The sequence below is a fragment of the Parabacteroides gordonii MS-1 = DSM 23371 genome, assembly GCF_000969825.1.
Classification (GTDB): domain Bacteria; phylum Bacteroidota; class Bacteroidia; order Bacteroidales; family Tannerellaceae; genus Parabacteroides; species Parabacteroides gordonii.
The window spans coordinates 1,226,807-1,247,045 of record NZ_KQ033920.1 but is presented as its reverse complement, the minus strand read 5'-3'; the positions used below and the strand labels follow the sequence as shown (position 1 = coordinate 1,247,045).

Genomic DNA, 20,239 nt, shown 5'->3' with positions numbered 1-20,239 from the left:
TTTATGTTATTTTACTTTTCCTATCTCGTCGATTATTCGACCTATATCGTTCCCTTCTTCCTCAATCCACTCATCAGTTTTTATGAGGTTTTGTAGTATTGCCAGTTGTTCAGAAGAATATAGGTTAGCGGTTAATGATGATAATTCTGTAGTTTTATCCCATTCGCTACGGTGATAATCTTCTGTATCTTTGATTCGTTCGGGTTTACCGTTGGGATTTAGAAGTTGTAACGAAGAGGCTTTGTCCTTAATCATTTCAACCCGATGATAAATCCGCTCATAAATTTGTAATCCCATCAAGTCCCAATCACACAGGTAATATATCGGATATTCAATTTTCGGTAAATTTTCAATCGGCAAGGTATTATTGCCGCCAACGTGCCATAATTCAACATTCCTTTTTGGGGCAATGTCAAGGGTAAGAAAATAACGATTTTCACATAGGATTATACATGTTGGATTTTTGCATGGAACACGATAAATCCACTGACCTTCGTTCTGGGGAAACTTATCTATCCCTATTATTTTTAACACAGCATCTTCCAATGCAGAACCCTTTTCAATATGTTTGGCCGATTTGAAGAACGATTTTGAAATTCCTTTTCGTCCGTCTTTTCCTGCCTCTATTTTACTTCGCATTTCGGATAATAGTGTTTGCCCACTATCGACCAAGACATTCTCACATTGCTTGATGTTCATTAGGCTCTTGATTTCAAATTCCGAAAATGGAGTGTGGGGCGTCAAAATCTGATTTTCCGACAGAAAGGAATAATACTTGTGAAATAGACCTTCTATATTTTCCCGCTCATATTCATCGTCGAATTTACTGTATGGCTCTATGGTTTTAGTTGAACCGATTTTCTTCTTAATATACCCTTCTCGTTTTAGATATTTGAAGTATGGGCGTTCCTGTACTTTCAAATTGGTTTTGCGTTCGTGGTATAATTGATACAGCGCTTTAAACTCAGGCCATGTTAATTGTTTATTTATCATATCTTCTGAATTTCATCGGCATTACTAAATATAGCAAAAGTACTCACTCGTTCTTTCCGCTTTTTACTGCCGTTGAGGATGTATAAATATTGTTCACCGTCCCTGAAATCATCAAGGGGATTGATTGACATTGATATTAGCTGATAATCTTTGGCTTCGGCAATTCGTTCAAGTAAATCGAAATTACTACCAATTCCTTCAGCCTCGTCAATAGGCATAAAACGTAATCCACTGTGTTGTCTCCCCTTTTCTTTTTTCTCAACTAAGGAAAGACGGGCAACGCATAACATGGCAGTAACGGCATAGGTCTGACCTGCGCTCCCGACATTCTTTTCTCCATCATCCGACTCCATTTCGAATTTTATATCAAAATAGTTCTTGGGATTTAATAAGTCTTCTATTTTCGCATTCTTGAATCCACCACATTTTTCAAAAGCTGTAGCCATCATGTCAGGAATATCAATTTTTTCTCTTAATGCTGCAAATAAATCTTGATGAATGCTTTCTTGTTTTATCGAATCATTAAGCTTTTCCAAAAACATATCAATCCAATCGATTGGATAAATTAAAGAAAACGGACAAGTAAGACTTAACTTAAATCCTTGTGATATTTCTTTATCCGAGCCTTTAAAATAGGCTCCAATCTCATACATTTTTGCAACATAATCGCTGACAGCATCTCTAACATCCTGAAAAATTTCCTTGAGCAAATTCAGTTTCCGATTTCCGATATGGATATGTGTGTCATTTAACTGTTTGAGAAAGTCTAACATTTGCTGTAAAGCATCTGTCTCATTTGACGTCAATTGTTTTGCGGGAATCTCATTAACAACTTCCCTTGTTAATGCCAAATAATCTTCAGACCCCATGAATCGTTGATACATTTTTTCGCTTAAAAACTCGATAACAATATCATCATATGCTTGCTTATAAGCATTCCTTGCTGAATAGAATAATTGTTCTTTTTCTTCGGGTTTGGCTACAATATTAATTTTTAAGTTTATCTGTTGGTCTGACTGTGCTTGATAATCTAACTTTGCCTGATGATAAAGGCTGTCTTCTTCTTGAATCTTAGTTTTCAGAACTTTTATTTCTTCTTTGCAACTGTGTTTTTTCTTTAGATTATCATTTAGTTCTGAGCGAAGATTTAATATGCTTGTCGTATCTAAATCCTCAGGGATTTGTATATAAGTTGAAAATAATTGTCGAAATCGAGTTGCTCTATTTTGTTTATATATAAGCAGTCTGTTTGCTTTTTCTTGAAGTTGTCTGATAGCGGTTTGAACTTCAAGAAAAGAGAAATTCTTTGAGAATTCTATTTGGCAGGCTTGTTGTATATCTTTTTTTACTTGCTCTTGCTCCGTTTCTCCCTTTATTTTCAGGATTTTGGCAGCATCAAGTTCCGATTTGGTTTGCTTAATGTCTTCTCCATTAAAATGGACTTTCAACAATTCATCTAATTGTGTGGCAGTAATATCTAAATTTTCATCAATGATATATGCTGATATTTCATCTCTACGAACAAAAGCGTTAACTGCATTCTCGCCATGTTTAGACGCCACTTTTTGCATAGCCTCTATAGTTTCTTTCTCTTCTCTTAATGAATTGATGATTTCTGCTGCATCTTTGTATTTTTCGTTGAAGTATCCCGTAATTTCGTCACTATTCTTCGTTGTGAAAAATCGTTCGGGTATGTAAGGTACAAATCTCCTAATGCTGCCCCAATCAACCCAAAAACCATTCGGATTGCTTTCTTTTTCCCCGATTTCCAAGTTGCCAAAAAAAGTTTCCGGATTTGGTATATATTGTGTATTCTTTTCAATACTTGCAGGTTTCTCAATAAGTATCATATCTAAGTTGAACAAGACACTTTCTTCCTCATGTGATAATGATGGTTTGTTCTGTATTGTCCAATATGCTAAAGATTTAGTATTGGTGACATCTGAAAAGTCCTTTAAAGTAGTAAGTCTCTTTATTTCGGTGTTGATTTCTTCTGTTCTCTTCTTGTAAAAAGCAGAGCCATCAACTGCTCCTCTCGCCCAAGGAGATTTTGTCCATTCTTCATATAACTTTTGCTTCATCAATTCATCACCCAAATTTTTCAAGTGTTCCTTTTCAGCCTTCTCACTCAATTGTTTTGAGTGCCTATCTCGTAATTTTTCGCATGTTTTATAAGCATCAAGTAATTTTTCTACTTTTTGCACTTGAATGTACTGTTCGTCGAGTTTGGGGTATTTCTGAAATGCAACGGACTCTTTAGTCAGATACGCTGTTATATTTTCTTGAGCATTTTCAATGATGGATAATTTATCTGCTAAAAGATTTACGTTTTTCCGTTGCTCCTCAGCTTCTGCTGAAAATAAACGCAAAAAGGAATTGGCTACTTTATGATTGATACTTTTTATGTCATACTGAAGCTGAATACATTTTTCTTCTGCCGTATTCTTGTTTTGATAATGAAATATGGTTTTTGTTTTCAAATAGTCTTCCTGTGCTGCATCCCGTGCTTGTTTTAAATCGAAAAGACGTTTGAACTTTTCGTATTTGATTCGCACTTTTTCTAATGTGTCTTTATTTTCTTTGTGGTCTCTTAATTCTTGTGCTATATCTGCAAGTTGTTCGTCAAAACGAACTTTGATGATATTTTCCCTATCGTCATTAAGGAAAAACTCTTTCAACCATTTCGAATTGTTTTTAAATCCTTTACCACGAGAAAATGCGCGAATGATTTGTGCAAAATTCTTTAAGTTTCCTTCTGTCTTCAGGTCAATGGGAAGGATTTTGTTTTGTTCAAGTAATTCATGATATTTATTCAAAGACAGTTTTGCAGCATAAGCCTGTTTATTTTCTTTCATCCTTTCAGGAAGATTAGTTATATCTATAATCTCGTCACCCAACATAAAATCTTTTGATATAAGAGGTGAAGAAAGAGGCTCAAATACGTCTAATCCTATATTTGCTTGAATAATAAAAGGGTCAATGGAAGTAGTTGATATGTACATCCCGATGACAATAAATTTGTCCGTATCTATTGCAATGTTTAGAAATACATATCCATATCGTTCAATGATTAACTTTCTTGCTTCCCGCTCTGAACTTGAATCTGTGGCAGATTTAAATTCCCTTTCTCCGACTAATATCAGTTGTAACACATCTGCAATAATAGATTTTCCGACACCGCTGTCACCTGCAAAATCTGTCCGAAACGGATGAAAACGATAATCTGAATTATAATGATTACGAATGCCTACTGTTGAAAGGCTATATATACGAGGAAATTTTTTATTACTCATTGCTAATCGGTGTATTGATGATGTAGTTTTCAAACATATTCAGTAAACGATTGAGAGACGGCATGATTTCAAAAGTTTCCGTGCTTTTGTCTATCATAATCCAACATAAATCGTTGAATTTTTTAAGCGCTTTGTCCATCTCATCTTCAATAGATTTTAGCTCATAATCCGTTTCTTCTGTATCTTCCGATTTTGCAAATAGCCGTAATAAGTGCGGTTTATATTCTTCATACTCCGACAATACTTGTACTTTAAAATCTTGGATTAGTATACGGCTTTCTGCTCTTGGTTCAAGAACATACATGCGAATTAATAGAAAGGCTATGATTAGATGCGATTCCGCAAGATATTCACGATTTTCTACAGGAATATTACCCCGTTGGTAGTATCCGTTTCCATCTTTGAAGAAATCAATGAAAAAGTATTCTAAATCACCTTCGCCCTCACGATTCAAATGGATATCAAACAAATTGTCATAATAAGATTTTAGTTTGTCGTAATATTTTCCGACAAAAGCAAACTGCTTACCCTGTGAAGGACATTTTTGAATATGTTTTCCACTTTTCAAAGCATAATCGACATCTGCAAATATTGATATTGCTTCTTGTGTCGTTAAAAATGCATAGCCTACATTTTCTTGTAAATAATCGTCTTCCATATTTTTATCATTGGATATTCGGGGATGCCAACTATTTCAGTTGAAATAGATATCCCGAATGAATTAATGTCACGGTAATATTTAGACATGGTTTTGTGAGCTAACTTCACACAAATACGGATATTCCCATTTTCTTTTTTGAGCACTTCATAAAAGAAAGCAGAAAAATCAACTTCTTGATATGCTTTTAGTCGATTTTCCAAATCAAGCATATAAAGGTTAATCCTTTTTTGAATTTCAATCCTTTCTTTTTCCAATAAAAAGCGATTCTCTGTTTCAGTGGCGTTGGTTACGGGAATTTTTGATTTCGCTGTTTTGAACCGACTAAGGGAAGCTCCATCAAAATTTTCTTTAACGATAATAAACCTTGGTTGCTGAGTATAACGTATCGGGATACTTGGTATGCCATCAGGGAAACGGATTTTGCCTTTTTCCAAAGTGCTTTTTTCAAGTAGTTGATTAAAGAAGCGTTTGAACCGAATGTAGAAATCGTGCCTATTGATATTTCTGATATATTCATTTAGTCGAGGTTTAACGCTGTCTATACGCTTGCTGATGATTTTCAGATTACCTCGAACTTCCTGAAAGAAGGATAGCACATTTGCCCGTTGTCTGTTCAGAAGAATATCTTCTGTAATGATATTACTCTTCAATAGCTTGTTTTGAATATCGTGCGCTCCACTAAAGGCATTATTCAACTCTTCTGTTTTGGAACGAATATCTTCCAATGTGTTAACTATTGATTTTAAAGCATTCAAATCGTAAGCATGCTCATTTGATATCTGTCGTCTGAAATCAATGACTAATCGGTCAATTTGGATATATAGGGTATTAATTTGTGTATCTACTCTTTGGCTATAGCTTTCGAATGTAGTAGAGTACCACTCTGTGAAGGATTGTTCGCTAAAGGTGTTAGAAAGGTATAAAAACTCTTTTTGTAGCTGAGTGGGATTGAATGTCTCTTCAAGAATATTTTCAATCAGTTTGCACCACTTTTTGGTAAAAGGTTTGAGACGGTATAGCCGATTCTTTTCATCGCGCCATAAAAAATACTTTTGAAAATACTTGACTATATTATTAAACTGTATTTTCTGATTGGTTTTCAAATCATATCGGATCTCCCTCAACGATTTGATGATTTCTTCTTCTGAAAACTCTTTCCCAATGTCTCCGTCCTTTTGTTTCTGATACAGATGAAACAGCACCAATCCTTCCTGCTTAAGAGGAATAAGATTTTCATATTCTTTTTCTATTTCATTGTATAGATTGAATAAGGACATAACTTTAACAATACAAAAAAGTTAACCTTATTGCCAAACATTGGTTGTTTTAGCATTATAAAGATTAACCTTACATTTAAATTTAGTTTTTATTTTCTCAATATGCATCAAATCGGCATCTGAGTATACACCGATATACACACTCCATAATTTGTCTTGTGCCTTCTTCCCTTGATTAGCCGCGATGTTTATGGCTTCTATGATATGTGTATCATTGTCGCCAAAGTTGAAACCAAATGTTATTAATGAGCCTTTTATCGAAGAAAACTTATCAAAGCAAAACGACAGGTATTTGTTATGCATAATGTGCGTAAGTTTTTCATTTGCATTGCCTGCTGTCACAAAAATGGGATATTCTTTCTTTTCCATTCTTGCTTTAATGTTATCTAATAAGTAGTCACCGTTATATTCTTCTTTGATTATATCTATTCCTGTATCAAATAGAGGAAGCGCACCATGCAAATAAAATACGGATTGGCTATCCTTATTTTTACCCCAACGAAGTTCAGAATATTCCGGTTCATAATCCGGAACATACTCATCTCCTAATGGGTTTTCGACTTCTCTTCCAAAGCCATCTCCTGCATTTTTACAAGTGTTGCGCATTAATACCCAATAAAGAAGCAAGTCATAATTCGACGAAAAAACATATCCGTCATTAACTAAGTAATCTTCTAAAAAAGTACAGCAAGCGGCATTTTTTTCTTCAGGTATCTTAAACACATGTTCAGGGTGCATTGCTTTAACAGCATCAATCAAGCTATTTTTCAGGGTTTCACTTGTATGCTTGATTTTATCAATCAGTTCTTTGTCTGCATTGAAAACTTGAGTAACATTAGCGAAAAGGTCTAATTGCTGCATGATTATCTCAAAGTTCTTTGTATTTATGCTGTTGAATAGCTGTTTCAATAATTCATCTTCCGAGTTTTCTATAAATGCACTAAGCGCATTATATGAGAATATTTTGGCATCATAAGCCATACTGAATCCATTTCCCAACAGCAAATGCTTAGCCCTTCCTTTTTTGCGTAGGGATTGAACAACCTCTTGATAGGTTTGAAGTTCTTCAACTTTCATACTTCAACTTTTTTCCAATGATGTTTGGGAACAAAACAAGGCAATTTACTCAAAATAATATCCTGAGGTAAGCCCCACATGATTTCATATGTATTTTCTCCAACTTGGGAATTAGCTTCCTTTGCTTCTAATTCCATATCTATGGGGACATTCACAAATATAGTATAGTAAGGACTGGTAGATTGGTCATAACTTTTAAGTTTTGGGTCTATGGCAACAAGCTTGTCAAATAACCCTTCAACATTTAACTTCTTATCTACACTAATAGGAATTGAACAATAAGAATTGCCCTTGCTGTCCACAAGGTGACTTTTAATAATGCTATCTGCTAACTTAATCTTTATCATGATATTTTCTTTAAGATTTCTACTTCAAACTTTCGTTAATGGCAAAGTTAGCAAATCTTTTAACATTGTCACTAACTTTTTCATTTTAAGAATGAAATCTATGGTATTAATACTAGGAATTAGTTGTTTTGCTTCACCATTCACAATAAACAAGCTGTTTTTATTCGAATAAAGTTGCTTATGACATCTCTGTTACCACTACTTCAGCAGTTGCAAAATAGCAGGGCAAAGTCTTTTTTGTTTTATCGACAAAACAAAAACAGCTTATTTTCGTCTTATCGACAGAACAAGAATACCCCTAACTAATCCTGATATTTTGTTTTGTTTCTAAAATGCATTATATTTGCAGCATAATAGAAACAAAATCAAGAAATGACATTTTTGGAATTTAAGAATCAGCTATTCGATTTGGCATGCTTCAATATCTATCAGGTATATGCATGGCAATCGGATTTTGACCGTAATAGCCTTACTCGCTGGGTGAAGAAAGGATATCTTATCCGGTTACGGCAGGGATACTTTGCTTTCTCTGAATATAAGAGCAAACCGGATTATTTCCTTTATTTTGCCAACAGGATTTACCGTCCGTCCTATATCAGCTTGCATACAGCATTGTCGTTCTATGGGATGATACCGGAAGCGGTGGTACAGATTACCAGTGTGACAACCCTAAAAACAGCATCTTTCGTCAATGACTTCGGCGAATACTCTTATAAGAACGTCAAAGAAAACCTGATGTTCGGGTACGAGTTGAAGCCAATGGCAGACAATCGTACCATACAGTTTGCCACACCCGAGAAGGCATTACTTGATTTGCTGTATCTTTATCCGTTCTATGATAGTGAGCAGGAATTGGAAGAATTGCGCTTGGATGAAGATTACCTGCACGATGATTTAAACAAGGATTTACTGATGGACTACTGCGACATGTTTCAAAGCAAGGCACTTGATCATCGTGTAAAGTTACTTCTTAAAACTTACGATTTATGATACAGATTGAACAGATAAGAAATTATTTTCCGGTTCAAATCCGTGGAAATTCGGGGTTCGATAAGCACATACTAAAAGAGTATTTACAGTTGATGATTCTGGATTACCTTTCTTCTACGCCAAACATCCAAAAGATGGCTTTTATCGGTGGGACAAACCTGCGTTTAGTAAAAGGGATAGACCGGTTTTCTGAAGATTTGGATTTTGACTGCAAAAACCTGTCGAAAGACGAGTTTATTGAAATGACAAACGGCGTAATTCAGTTTCTGGAACGTTCAGGATTACGCGTGGAGGCAAAAGATAAAAAAAATCCAAAGCTAACAGCCTTCCGGCGTAATATTCATTTTCCTGAACTGTTATTCGATTTGGGATTGAGCGGACATAAGGAAGAACGCTTTTTGATAAAGGTCGAAAGCCAATACCAAGGAATTGCTTATCCCCCTGTTATCACAAATATCAAAGGGTACGGATTCTTTTTCCCGTTTCCCGTTCCTTCTGATGGTGTATTGTGCAGTATGAAAATTGCCGCCATGTTAGCCCGCGCCAAAGGACGTGATTTTTACGACCTGATGTTTTTGCTTTCGCAGTCAAAACCCGATTACGATTTTCTTTCAAAGCGTTGCGGAGTACATAATTTGCAGGAGTTCAAACAGGCAGCAGGCGAATTGCTGAAAACAGTCGATTTGAAGAAGAAGCAAAAGGATTTTGAGCACTTGCTTTTCAATAAAGCGAATAGTGAGAAGATTTTGAGGTTTGGGGATTTCGTTAATTCGCTTACAGAATAATTCGATGCGAAATGCACATTTCGGAAATGACCGTTTCGGAACAATGGAAAGGCAAATTAAACAGCCGTAAATTTTACCGCCATAAAAATTACCTTCTATTTCTGTTATGCCCTATTTTTGCTGCACAAGAGAAGTAAAAAGACTAATTATTTCAACTTTTCGGTCAAACAATGGATTAATTTAATATTCTTTCTTAACTTTGCAGTAACAATCGTGTTAAATCACGGGCAAAACGATGAGAAATAATCGTGTGCTAAATCGTGTGGATTTTCCGATGAAAGAAAAGATAAGTCGGTGATTGTCAATGGTGATACGTAAAGCGTTCACTTTCTGGTGGAAACAAATGCATATTACCCCTAATTTTGTAGATTTAAAGAAAGTACTTATCTTTGCTTTCAGTATTCTCCATGAGCAAACTATCGCAAAAGCACGTAGCAAATTAGTGGGTTAAATCATGGGATATGCTTGAAGCTAAAAATATAAAGTTTTAAATATCAGCGTGGTAACTCTGTAAGGAGAATCCCAGGCGGATCACATAAGAACAAAGCCAAACGGCGACAAAAAAGAGACAAGTCCTACAATATCAACGTATTGTAGGACTTTTTTTATTGTTTCAGTCTTGCCTAAAAGACAAAAAAGGGGCACGAAAAGACACGGTTGAGTATCCAAATCGTACCCCCTTCCCCAAAAAACGATTAGGGGGTACGATTGTCGGAAAATGGCTTACTTTTGACGTGATTTGTCTATACTCTATTTATCTCATTTACAGTGATTAAAATTAGTTTTGCAATCTAAAAAAAGTGAGATTATGAAGAATGAAAAAAGTACTTTCAGCGTATTGTTTTACCTGAAAAAAGACAAGATGAAAAAGAATGGTTTAGTACCCATTCATGCCCGTATCACAATCAACGGCAAACAGACCCAATTCAATACCAAGTTAGAAGTATTAGAAACTAACTGGAAATCCGGCAGAGCCATAGGTAAATCAATGGAGATACAAAGGCTTAATTCCATGCTGGACGACATCAAAGCAAATATCCGTTCCCACTTCCACAATCAATTAATGCGGGATAGCTATGTTACACCCGAAAGCGTGAAAAATGCACTATTGGGAAAAGAGGAAGAAGCAAATACTATTATTTCTTTTTTCCCCCAGCACAACGACCAATACAAGAAAAAGGTCGAAGCAGGAGAAGCCACACCAAAAACGTACAGCAGATACGAACTGACAAAGTTACGCTTAACCCAATACATGAAAGATGAATATCGTGTATCGGATTTGCCGATACGTCAAATCAACAAAGTATTTATTGAGAATTTCTACCTGTATATAATAAAGAACCACGATTGTTCACCCAATACGGCAATGAAGTTTATACAGCGTTTCCGCACGGTGGTAAACTTTGCACAGGGTACAGGATTGATAACAGCCGACCCGTTCGCCAATTATAAACTGAAATTCGAGTATATAGAAAGAGGGTATCTTGACAAGGACGAGATAAGCAGGATATGCAATAAGGATTTTGCTTCAAAGCGATTGGAGCAGGTACGGGATATTTTCATTTTTAGCTGCTATACGGGACTTTCATACGTGGATATATGCGAATTAACCAGTAACGACATACGTTTGGCATTTGATGATAATCTATGGATTATAAAGAAACGTCACAAGACTAAAGTAACATCAAACATCCGCTTGCTGGATATTCCTAAAGCTATCCTGAACAAATACGAGGGAAAACTGAAAAACGGTCAGTTGTTACCTGTTATCAGCAATCAAAAGATGAATGATTATTTGAAAGAAATTGCCGTTCTATGTGGTATCGACAAAAATATCACGTTCCACCTTGCAAGACACTATAAATTTTGCTTCTTATTGAAAATGAATGATTTGCAACCAATTCGTTTTCAATAGGTAACAGATAAGAAACGAGCAAGAAGCTGTACTTCGCTTTATTCTGCATATATCTCAAAGAGCAACTTAACAGATACGAAGATACAACATTTATTTTATTAATCGACAAAATATCTCTCATTTTCAAAAACAAGACCTTTCAGCTTCAATTACTATCTTCGCTTCCGCTCTTTGTCATCATCTCGCTCCATACGCTTATTCAACCGTTCTCTCAACTTGTCAAGAAAATAAGTGCGGCTTTCGTCTTTGCGTTTCTTTATATCTGAAAAAGCACCGTAACTATCCCGAATATCTATATCAAAGAGCGTTCCGAAAAAGGCAGTTAGCTCATTGATGGTAATCTCTCCATTATTGATACACTTAACCTCGTCCAGTGAATACATCAACTCTACTAGTTCGACGACAGAGCCAGTCCATTGATAGGAACCTCTCATTTTTAACAACCTCATCAATACTCCATCATTGCCGTTTTGCAGATATGTTCGCCGAAAGGAGAGAAATGCATATAGTAGCTCCATTGCAATAATACGTGCCACCAGCTGATCATACCCGGTGGAAAACTCAAAATTCTCATCAAAAGGACATATATCTACATCAATTACATCGTATTGCCGTCCTCGTAAAAAATAGTGTGTATCTTGATAGGTGCTACCGCTGCGATAATACTGAAAAAAGGATACATGACGATCGAAAAATAACTTTTGCTCTAACTGTTGTTTCTCGTAATATTTGTCCAACTCCTCTGTCTCCAATGGGCGTTGGCTCTCAATGCGTAGAATTTTATAGAAATAGATAAGTCGTCCCAACAAAGTGGGTTTCTGATATTTGAAGAAGATAATTTCATCTACTTCATTCTTGAACGAATGAGACTGTAGAAATACTTTCATTTCCGCCAACTTTTCTTTTAACAGATGGATCATCGCTCTACAATCCGTGACGATATTCTTTTTGTTCAGATCAAGACCAGCCATCCGGCTATCTATCTCCTGCATAATTTCATCATATTTTTTCTGCATACAAATCCCCGTTTTAACTTTCTGCTAAATAAAACAACTTCCTATTCATCCAATAATTAGGGTTCGCTGAATAATTCACTTTGTGAAAAACTAGTCTAAAGCATGGTGTAATATAAAATATCTCCAGAATAGTTTTTAAAATTACTCCGTCAGCCATTTCTTGAGTTCCTGCACATTGGTTCGGCTCACAATAATCTTTTCTGGGGTATTTACACCAAGATTGACTACCACCCGGTTTCCGAACCATGTAGTGATGTCGATTACAGCTGCTTTAGAGATGATAAACTGGCGATTAGCACGGTAAAACTGTACCGGATTGAGCTGTCGCATCACTTCATCGAGTAATCCACCCAATCGACATTTTGTACCATCATGCCGGACTACTACTGAATTTTTGTCTTCTAAATAGATATACGCGATATCGTCTACTTTCACCGGAATCAATTTGTCTCGGACGGAGACGAGCAGAGACGATTTATAAATGGTATTTTCTCGCAACAACGTATCCGCCACCTTTCGAATCAACTCCATGCTCTCCTGTGGTTGATAGGCAGCAGAAAACCGTTGCAGTTTGTCCAATGACCGTTGCAGAGAAGTACGACTGACGGGTTTCAGCAGATAATCAATGCTGTTTACTTCGAACGCTTTCAGGGCATATTCATCGTATGCGGTAGTAAAGATAATGGGACACGTTAATTCGACACTATCAAATATGGAAAAGGATATATCATCAGCCAATTGTATATCCATAAAAACGAGATCGGGCATCAGGTTATTCCCGAACCATTCGATACTTTCGCTCACGGATTGCAACACTCCCATGACAACCGCATCCGGCATTAATTCATTTAACAAACCTACCAGTTTTTTGGCGGTGAGTTGTTCGTCTTCTATAATCAGTATTCGCATAACTTATTCACTTTTATTGGATTCACGGACTAATGGTATGGTAACTCTGAATGTATCTTTGGTCTGTTCGATCGTGACCTCTTTCTGCCACCGGAGCATACAACGTTCCGAAAGATTGGCAAGCCCGATACCGTAACCAGTCAAAACATTTTTGGGTTGAAGATTATTGCTGACCATCACATTATGGTCAGAAGTAGTGCAGATCGTTATGCGGAGCGGATGCTGGCGGGATACGATGTTATGCTGCACGGCGTTCTCCACCAGTGTTTGCAGTCCCAAAGGAACAATGCAGTAACTTTTCAGACTGGGATTGATCTCCATGTCGAGCGTAAGGCATTCCCCAAAACGAACTTGCAGCAGTCCGAAATAGTCGTCCACGAACCGGAGTTCTTCATCCAGAGTCACGGTCTCTTTGGTTTGCAGAATATAACGGTAGACGGAAGAAAAGCGCTGAATATATTCATGAGTTTTCTGCCTATCCTCGTCAACCAGCGAGTCGAGGATGCTCATCGTATTGAACAAGAAATGCGGATCAACCTGATTCTTGAGTGCCTGGTAGCGTACCTGCATATTCTCCACTTTGAGCGTTTCGTACTGAAGAGCCAACTGCTGTCGCCTTTCAGACAGGTAGATGATGTACGAGAAAGTGATTGCGGTTAAAGCAAGCGATATGTTAATCAGAATGATTGCGACGAATACCTCAGAAGAAAGAGACCAACTACTCTCCGGGGTGAACAGACTGTTGTACAGAAGCAACTGAAGGAAACTGAATAGTAGTGTGATCAGAAGTACTCCACCTATAAGGTATCCGTTTCGCTTTGCCGCCGTATATGTCCCCTTCAACAGCCGAAAATCGAAGACAAAGAGTAAAAACAAAAGAATAAAGAAACTTCCTGCGCTGTAAAGCACAGATATATATTTGGGCACATTGACTACAAAACCGTACATCTCTCCCCCCATCATCTTGACGTACAAGGGCGAAACCATCGGCAACACGAATATAAGGGTGATAAAGGCGGCAAGGCATGCTGCTGTCTGCCAGTTCATATAGCTTTTTTGCTGCATAATTTTGTTTTTAGAAGTAAAAGTAACCATTCAGACACAATTTCTCATCATCCGATGAGAACAAAATCTTGTTTTCACACGCTAACCAGCCTATGGCCATACTCAGTTCTTTGTCCGAGAATTGGCTTTTCTCTTTCAACTCGGTATAGGTTAGTCCGTGTGTATTGTGCATGAGTTGTAGTATCATGCCTGCATGAACTACAATTTCATTTTTATTCCTCATATTTGGTTTTTTACGTTTTACTTTTATTGTAATGCAAATATAATCAGATATTTATACTTATCGGCATAAATTGTCATCATATTAATTCTTACGCTTTTTCACCATATAGAACAGCGAAGGAACTACATAAAGTGTCAGGATGGTCGAGGTAATGATTCCGCCAATCGTGACCAGTGCCATCGGTGTGCGAAATGCGGCTCCGGCTCCTCCTCCGAATTCAAGTGCATTAGGAAGTGTGCCGATAGCGATAGCCACGCTGGTCATGATGACCGTTTTGAGCTTGGTTTTTGCCGATTGGACGGTTGCTTGGTGGAGCGACAGACCTCGAGAGAGCAGTTGACGGTTGTAATCGTATATCAAAATACTGTCGTTTACCGCCAACCCCAACAGGGTGATGATGGCAATCAGCGAAAGCATATTCAAGGATGTTCCGCTCAGGAATACAAGTACCAATACTCCGATCATAGCCATCGGCAGTGTGGTGAGCAGTAGGAACGGATGCCAGAAGTTTTCCAGCAGCGAGGCCATCAGCATATAGAGCAGTACGATAGATAGAATCAAGGTAAACGCAAGTTCAGCCAGCGACTCGTCCATGTCTTCCGCCATACCCGCCCATTTCACGGTCACAGATTTCGGAGCCTGAAGTTCGTCCATCAACTGAGTGATTTTGCCCTGCATCTCCATATCCGACACATTATCTTTGGGCATAATACCGAATTCCACTGTCGGGAGCTTGTTGACGTGATAGATTTGTGCCTGCGATATATCGTAGGTGATGTCAGCCAACCGCTCCACCGTATAGAGCTCTCCATTCACCAGAACCGGAATATTCTTGATGCGTGCTATGTCGCTGATGTCTTGCTCGTTGTAGCTGATACGGATGTCATATTCCTTTCCACTCTCTTTATACACACCTACTTTGGAGCCATTTATGCCGCTGTTGATAGCAGTTGCCACATCAAATACGGTCAAGTTCAGCCTCGAAACAATTTCCTGTCTTGGAATAACACGTATAAGACGGTTTCCGTTGCGGTTGTTTGCCTCGTAGCCCGAGATTCCGTCCATCTCCTGCAACGCAGCTTCTACTCTGGCACTCGTAGCTTTGAGCTCTTCTACGTTTTCCGACTGCAACATAAATGAAATCGGCAGACCGCCTTCAATGCCGTTGGCAGATACCAATGATTTGACCGACGGGATGCTGTCGAGTTGCACCTTCAACATTTCCGACAGTTGTATATTGCTCCGATTGCGTTCGGCTGCCGGGTATAAGTGTGCCACTATTTTGAGCAGGTTCGGACCCTTGGGCATGATGCCTTTTTCGCCAATTACCGTTTGAAGTGCTTTTACTTCGGGGTATTGCATGATAATCTGCTCTAATTTTTTGGCATATTCGCCTGAGGTCTCCAGCGAGGAACCCGCCGGAAGCTCAACCTCCGCATATACACGGTTCATATCCTCTTTCGGCATAAAATTGAAGTCAATAAAATTCAATAGACCGAAAGACGCAATGAAGATAAACATCATCCCAACAAAAAGCAGAACCCCACGACGTTTTTTAGCAAGCAGCACATCCAACGAACGCCCGTAGCGTTCGGAGAGGCGATTGAAGAAACGGTCGAGAAAATGATTGAACTTGGTTGCCTTCAAATCTTTCTTCAACAGAATGCTGGCAAGCATCGGTGTCAGTGTGAATGAGACGAGCAGCGAGAAGACGGTGGCCACCGAGATAGTCAGTGCATACTCCACAAAATACACCCCTATCATGGACGACATCATCGCCATCGGCAGGAAAACCACCAGATTGGTTCCCGTTGATGCAATCACCGCCATCGTCACCTCGGACGTACCCTCTATGGCTGCCTGCTTGATGGGCATTCCTTCATTTTTCAGACGGATAATATTCTCAATCACCACAATGGAGTTGGAAATAAGGGCTCCGATGGAGACGGCAAAGCTCATCAGGGTCATCATATTGAGCGTGGCATTAAACTGCTTCAATACGATAAAACTGGCAATGAGCGAGATAGGAATAGAGATACTTACAATAATCACCGTACGATAGTCGCCGATGAAGAGATAGAGGATCGCTCCGGTAAGAATAATGCCGAGAATGACGTTCAGCAAAGCATCGTGCACGGCACTTTCCGTGTAGGCGGAGTTGTCGAACGGAATACTCAGGGTGATGCCTTCGGGCAGTTCTTGCTCAAATTCAGGTAGTTTTTCCTTGATGGCACGTGCCAGTTTCACCTCGTTGGCATTAGGTTCTTTGAGGATATTAAGTGTAACAACATTGCTGTAATATCGGTCATTTTGCAAGTCGTGGAAAGTCGATTTATTCGTAGGGCGTTCGATGCTGTCGCACACTACGGCAAACTCACGGACAGACAGCGGATACCCTTTGTGCGAAATCATCAGTTCGCTGATAGCTTGCACAGAAGATACTTCCTGTCCGGTTTCGACAGAAAAATTCATGCCGTCGTAGTCGTACGTGCCACCGGGCAGCTTGGTGTTGGCAGCCTGAATGGCTTGACCCGCCTGAGTGAGGTTTAAACCCAATTCGGCGGCACGGCGCATATCTGCCAGTATTTTGATCTCACGTTTTTCACCACCGATAATATTCACTTTCGTGACTCCGTTGATACGGGTAAAGAGGTTTTTCAGTTTGTTGTCGGCAAGGTCGTATAGTTCTTTACCGGATTTGTTGCCGCTCATCACGATGGTCAGTACTGGAGCGTCGCTGATATTTGATTTTTGTATCACCGGGCGTTCAATAGACTGCGGCATCTCAGCCATAGCCAACTCCACCTTCTCCTTGACTTCGTTCATCGCTTCGTTTTCGTTCTTGCTGGAACGAAACTCCGCTTGTACGGTCGACACATTTTCCATCGAATAGGAGATAACCCGTTTCAGATTGCTCAATCCGGAAACCTCTTTCTCTATTTTTTCGGTCACACTCTTTTCCAGCTCTTCGGGTGTTGCTCCGGGTAGAACGGTGGTCACCATAATGGAAGGACTGTTCACTTTCGGCATCATATTGACACCTACGTTCAAATAAGCCATTACTCCGAAGAATGCCAATGCTACGACAATCATCGTGGTGGTAACGGGACGATCTATTGCAAATTTCGTAATTTTCATAAGTTGGAAGTCATAGATTTAATTGCGGATTTATCTGATATTTTTTCTACGCCCACAATGACGTATTCATCCCCCGGCTCCACACTGCCTTCGACCACAGCCTGTTGCCCTACGATGCGAACGATCCGCACAGGGGTGGCGGTGGCTTGACCGTGAATGCACTTGTAAATCAAATCCTTGCCCTCGACAGAAGCCACTGCCGTCAGTGGCACACGAATGGAATTACTACTTCCCGTCAGCTTCATCCTGACATTAGCTGTAACTCCTCCGGCTGCAACGGCTTGCTGATTATTGAATTCTGCTCTGATTCGATATGCCTTGCGTGTGTCATCCATGATGGTGCTTTTCTGGGTTACTTTGCCTTGTAACTCCGGCAACGAACCTAATTCAAGAGCCACATCATCTCCCTCCTTGATTCGTAACGCTTCGTCCATCGAAGCAAAGAACTCCGCAGAGAGTTTGTCCGTTTCGGACAGGATAAAAAGTTGTGTACCAACCACTACATGGTCTCCTTGTGTTACAGACACATCCGTTATAGTGCCCGAAAAAGGGGCTTTTACCACATATTGTTCTTCCAGTATCCGTATCTCTTTCGCTTTGTTTTTTACTTCCAGTTCGAGGTCTTCCACCGTTTGACGAGCTACGAAGCCTTTGGCAAGCAAAGCCTGTTGTTTTTCCAGTTTGCCTTGCATATCTTTGTAGATGGCTTGTTGTTGCTCCACTTGAAGTTGATGATTTTGGGCCGGGTAAGCGATGAGCGCCTGCCCCTCAGATACTTTCTGCCCGGGACGAATCATCACTCGGGTGGCAATGCCGTCTGCCTGTGGTGCAAACTTGAAAGAACGTCCATATTGTACCTCTGCGTGATAGAGTTTTTCCTCACTGCCGTCATCAAACGCTATGCGAGCCGTAGAGACAATGACCGCCGTGTCTTGTGATTTATCCGCCGTTTTCTCCGATGCTGCCTTTGAGCCGCAGGCGACTAATCCCAGTAAGGGGATTATCGCTCCTGCAATCATTCCAATCTTTCTCATGCTATAATCTGTTTTAATTTGTTATTTCAGTAAGTTATCGATATTCACCACAGCCGCCTGATAATCCAGGGCAGCGTTGAGCAATTGCAGTTTTGCCTGAATATAGGAAACACGAGTTTCTCGAAGTTCAAGATTGGTAACCAGCCCCAGACGGAGTTTCTCCTCCGAAGCCTGTATCTCCTTATCTGCCAGTTCCACCAACTTCCGGTTGGTGCTGATTTGGGTTAAAGCAAGCCTCTTGTCTGCCAGCAGGTTTCGATACTCCGTCTCCAACTGATTACCCAAATCAATATATTCCATTTGACTCTTTTCGTATGCAAGAGTTGATTTCCGTACTTTCGATCGGTTGTATCCGCCGGAGAAGATGGGAACGCTAACATTAATTGCTCCGTGTCCGACTCCGTTTCTGTTCTTGAATTGAAACTTATCGTCATAAGCATCCAAACTGTAACCCAGTCCAAGAGTGACTTTGGGAAGATAGGCGGCCTTAGATAGTGCTATTTCCTGCTTTGCCAAATCCACCCGCTTGGCGCCCTGCTCCATTTTCAAGGTGTTTTCAAGTGAGATGTTTTGCTCTTCTGTCTCTGTAATATCTTCAGGCACGACAATCCTGCCTTTTACCTCAAAAGGCTCGTCTTCTGCTATATTGGCAAGCAGTCGGAGTTCACGCATCAGGTTTTCTACTGTTTTTCGGGCATTCTCGATATCAGGGAATGTCTGCTGATAGTAGAGTTCGGACTGCTTCATGGCAAACTCGCTGGCAAGTCCGTTAGTAAACATCTCACTGACTTGTTGGAATTGATTTTGTGCCAATGCGCTATTCTCCTCTAAAATTACAAGCGACTCCTTCGCATAGAGCACTTGATAAAAAAGAAGCGTGCCTTGCTTAACCACCTCATTGGTCTGGTCTGCCTGCGACAATTTTGCATAGGCATTTGCCAACTTCGCTATTTTCTGGTTCGCAAGGGCAGGGGCGTTATAGATGGATTGTTCCAGTGTAACTCCTCCGTTGAGTGCGTTTTTGAAGTTCACAGGAAATTTATTGGGAATTCCTTGCTCCCCCTCCTGATCGCCATTGATATACATGTAATTTCTATGTGCGCCCGTAAAGGTTGCATCGTAAACATCTCTTTGGCAAGAGATTAGGAAAGTGTTCTTTGAAAATAACCTATCATCAGCCGACTTATCTGTTTTCGGGAAAACTTAACCGAGCAGGGAGTGTAGCATGTCGGAAAAGTCATAAGTCAGTTAGTTACCAAACTGCGACTGAATGGCGAGATGAAAAGATAGATATGAGGATAAAGTCCGAATTGATTAAACGATAGTCCGAGTGGTTCCCCTTTAGGCTATGGCGTAAGGTAACTATCAATCGCCATATCGTGATACTACTTCAGTGTATAGGTATGAATGTAGCAAGAACTTATCACGACACAACCGCAGTAAGCGAGTGAAGGACGGAAGTCGTATCCGACAATCTATCATGCCAACAGTTACGATGTAATAAACGGGGATTACC

Annotated in this window: 16 protein-coding genes; 3 read left to right on the top strand and 13 right to left on the bottom strand. The window is 39.4% G+C overall.

The features are described 5' to 3' along the window. Positions 1-6: 6 nt before the first annotated feature. The 6 genes from HMPREF1536_RS22245 to HMPREF1536_RS22220 are packed head-to-tail and all read right to left on the bottom strand — an operon-like array spanning position 7 to position 7,648. Entirely contained in the window at positions 7-993 is a 987-nt protein-coding gene (locus tag HMPREF1536_RS22245) for a hypothetical protein (RefSeq protein WP_008778330.1), read from the bottom strand. After that, a complete protein-coding gene (locus tag HMPREF1536_RS22240; protein ID WP_025866445.1) occupies positions 990-4,286 on the bottom strand; it encodes a dihydrolipoyllysine-residue succinyltransferase component of 2-oxoglutarate dehydrogenase complex in 3,297 nt (1,098 codons plus the stop codon). Before HMPREF1536_RS22240 ends, HMPREF1536_RS22245 begins: the two co-directional genes overlap by 4 nt. Next, positions 4,279-4,944, bottom strand: a complete 666-nt coding sequence (locus HMPREF1536_RS22235) for a condensin complex protein MksE (protein ID WP_005862058.1) — start codon at positions 4,942-4,944, stop codon at positions 4,279-4,281. The genes HMPREF1536_RS22240 and HMPREF1536_RS22235 overlap by 8 nt, the downstream gene beginning before the upstream one ends. Further along, complete coding sequence (locus tag HMPREF1536_RS22230; RefSeq protein ID WP_005862059.1) at positions 4,914-6,224, bottom strand: hypothetical protein; 1,311 nt, start codon at positions 6,222-6,224, stop codon at positions 4,914-4,916. Before HMPREF1536_RS22230 ends, HMPREF1536_RS22235 begins: the two co-directional genes overlap by 31 nt. A 27-nt stretch (positions 6,225-6,251) precedes the next feature. After that, a complete protein-coding gene (locus HMPREF1536_RS22225; protein ID WP_028728132.1) occupies positions 6,252-7,301 on the bottom strand; it encodes a DUF4917 family protein in 1,050 nt (349 codons plus the stop codon). Further along, positions 7,298-7,648, bottom strand: coding sequence for a hypothetical protein (locus HMPREF1536_RS22220; protein ID WP_005862061.1), 351 nt, complete (start codon positions 7,646-7,648; stop codon positions 7,298-7,300). Before HMPREF1536_RS22220 ends, HMPREF1536_RS22225 begins: the two co-directional genes overlap by 4 nt. A gap of 372 nt (positions 7,649-8,020) precedes the next feature. Here HMPREF1536_RS22220 and HMPREF1536_RS22215 point away from each other — a divergent pair, with 372 nt between their 5' ends. The 3 genes from HMPREF1536_RS22215 (at position 8,021) to HMPREF1536_RS22205 (ending at position 11,338) form a co-directional block, all read left to right on the top strand. Next, positions 8,021-8,638, top strand: a complete 618-nt coding sequence (locus HMPREF1536_RS22215; protein ID WP_028728131.1) for a type IV toxin-antitoxin system AbiEi family antitoxin domain-containing protein — start codon at positions 8,021-8,023, stop codon at positions 8,636-8,638. Beyond that, positions 8,635-9,423, top strand: coding sequence for a nucleotidyl transferase AbiEii/AbiGii toxin family protein (locus HMPREF1536_RS22210; RefSeq protein WP_005862063.1), 789 nt, complete (start codon positions 8,635-8,637; stop codon positions 9,421-9,423). Before HMPREF1536_RS22215 ends, HMPREF1536_RS22210 begins: the two co-directional genes overlap by 4 nt. Before the next feature lie 808 nt (positions 9,424-10,231). Continuing rightward, the gene (locus HMPREF1536_RS22205) at positions 10,232-11,338 is read left to right on the top strand and encodes a site-specific integrase (RefSeq protein ID WP_044192405.1); all 1,107 of its coding nucleotides are present in this window, start codon (positions 10,232-10,234) and stop codon (positions 11,336-11,338) included. A gap of 152 nt (positions 11,339-11,490) precedes the next feature. On the opposite strand, the gene HMPREF1536_RS22200 is transcribed toward HMPREF1536_RS22205, so the two are convergent. The 7 genes from HMPREF1536_RS22200 to HMPREF1536_RS22170 form a co-directional block, all read right to left on the bottom strand. Continuing rightward, a complete protein-coding gene (locus tag HMPREF1536_RS22200) occupies positions 11,491-12,354 on the bottom strand; it encodes an RteC domain-containing protein (RefSeq protein ID WP_028728130.1) in 864 nt (287 codons plus the stop codon). A 141-nt stretch (positions 12,355-12,495) separates the two neighbouring features. After that, positions 12,496-13,263 carry a LytR/AlgR family response regulator transcription factor gene (locus tag HMPREF1536_RS22195; protein ID WP_028728129.1) on the bottom strand — a complete coding sequence of 256 codons (768 nt, stop codon included), beginning with the start codon at positions 13,261-13,263 and terminating at the stop codon, positions 12,496-12,498. A 3-nt stretch (positions 13,264-13,266) separates the two neighbouring features. Beyond that, positions 13,267-14,328 carry a sensor histidine kinase gene (locus tag HMPREF1536_RS26760; protein ID WP_052349845.1) on the bottom strand — a complete coding sequence of 354 codons (1,062 nt, stop codon included), beginning with the start codon at positions 14,326-14,328 and terminating at the stop codon, positions 13,267-13,269. 10 nt (positions 14,329-14,338) lie between these two features. After that, on the bottom strand, positions 14,339-14,551 hold the full coding sequence (locus tag HMPREF1536_RS22185) for a winged helix-turn-helix domain-containing protein (RefSeq protein WP_028728128.1): 213 nt from the start codon (positions 14,549-14,551) through the stop codon (positions 14,339-14,341). 81 nt (positions 14,552-14,632) lie between these two features. Continuing rightward, positions 14,633-17,689 carry an efflux RND transporter permease subunit gene (locus HMPREF1536_RS22180; protein WP_028728127.1) on the bottom strand — a complete coding sequence of 1,019 codons (3,057 nt, stop codon included), beginning with the start codon at positions 17,687-17,689 and terminating at the stop codon, positions 14,633-14,635. Further along, a complete protein-coding gene (locus tag HMPREF1536_RS22175; protein ID WP_028728126.1) occupies positions 17,686-18,723 on the bottom strand; it encodes an efflux RND transporter periplasmic adaptor subunit in 1,038 nt (345 codons plus the stop codon). Before HMPREF1536_RS22175 ends, HMPREF1536_RS22180 begins: the two co-directional genes overlap by 4 nt. A 21-nt stretch (positions 18,724-18,744) precedes the next feature. Then, positions 18,745-19,809 (bottom strand): TolC family protein, encoded by a 1,065-nt coding sequence (locus HMPREF1536_RS22170; RefSeq protein ID WP_028728125.1) that lies wholly within the window; start codon positions 19,807-19,809, stop codon positions 18,745-18,747. Positions 19,810-20,239 lie beyond the last annotated feature (430 nt).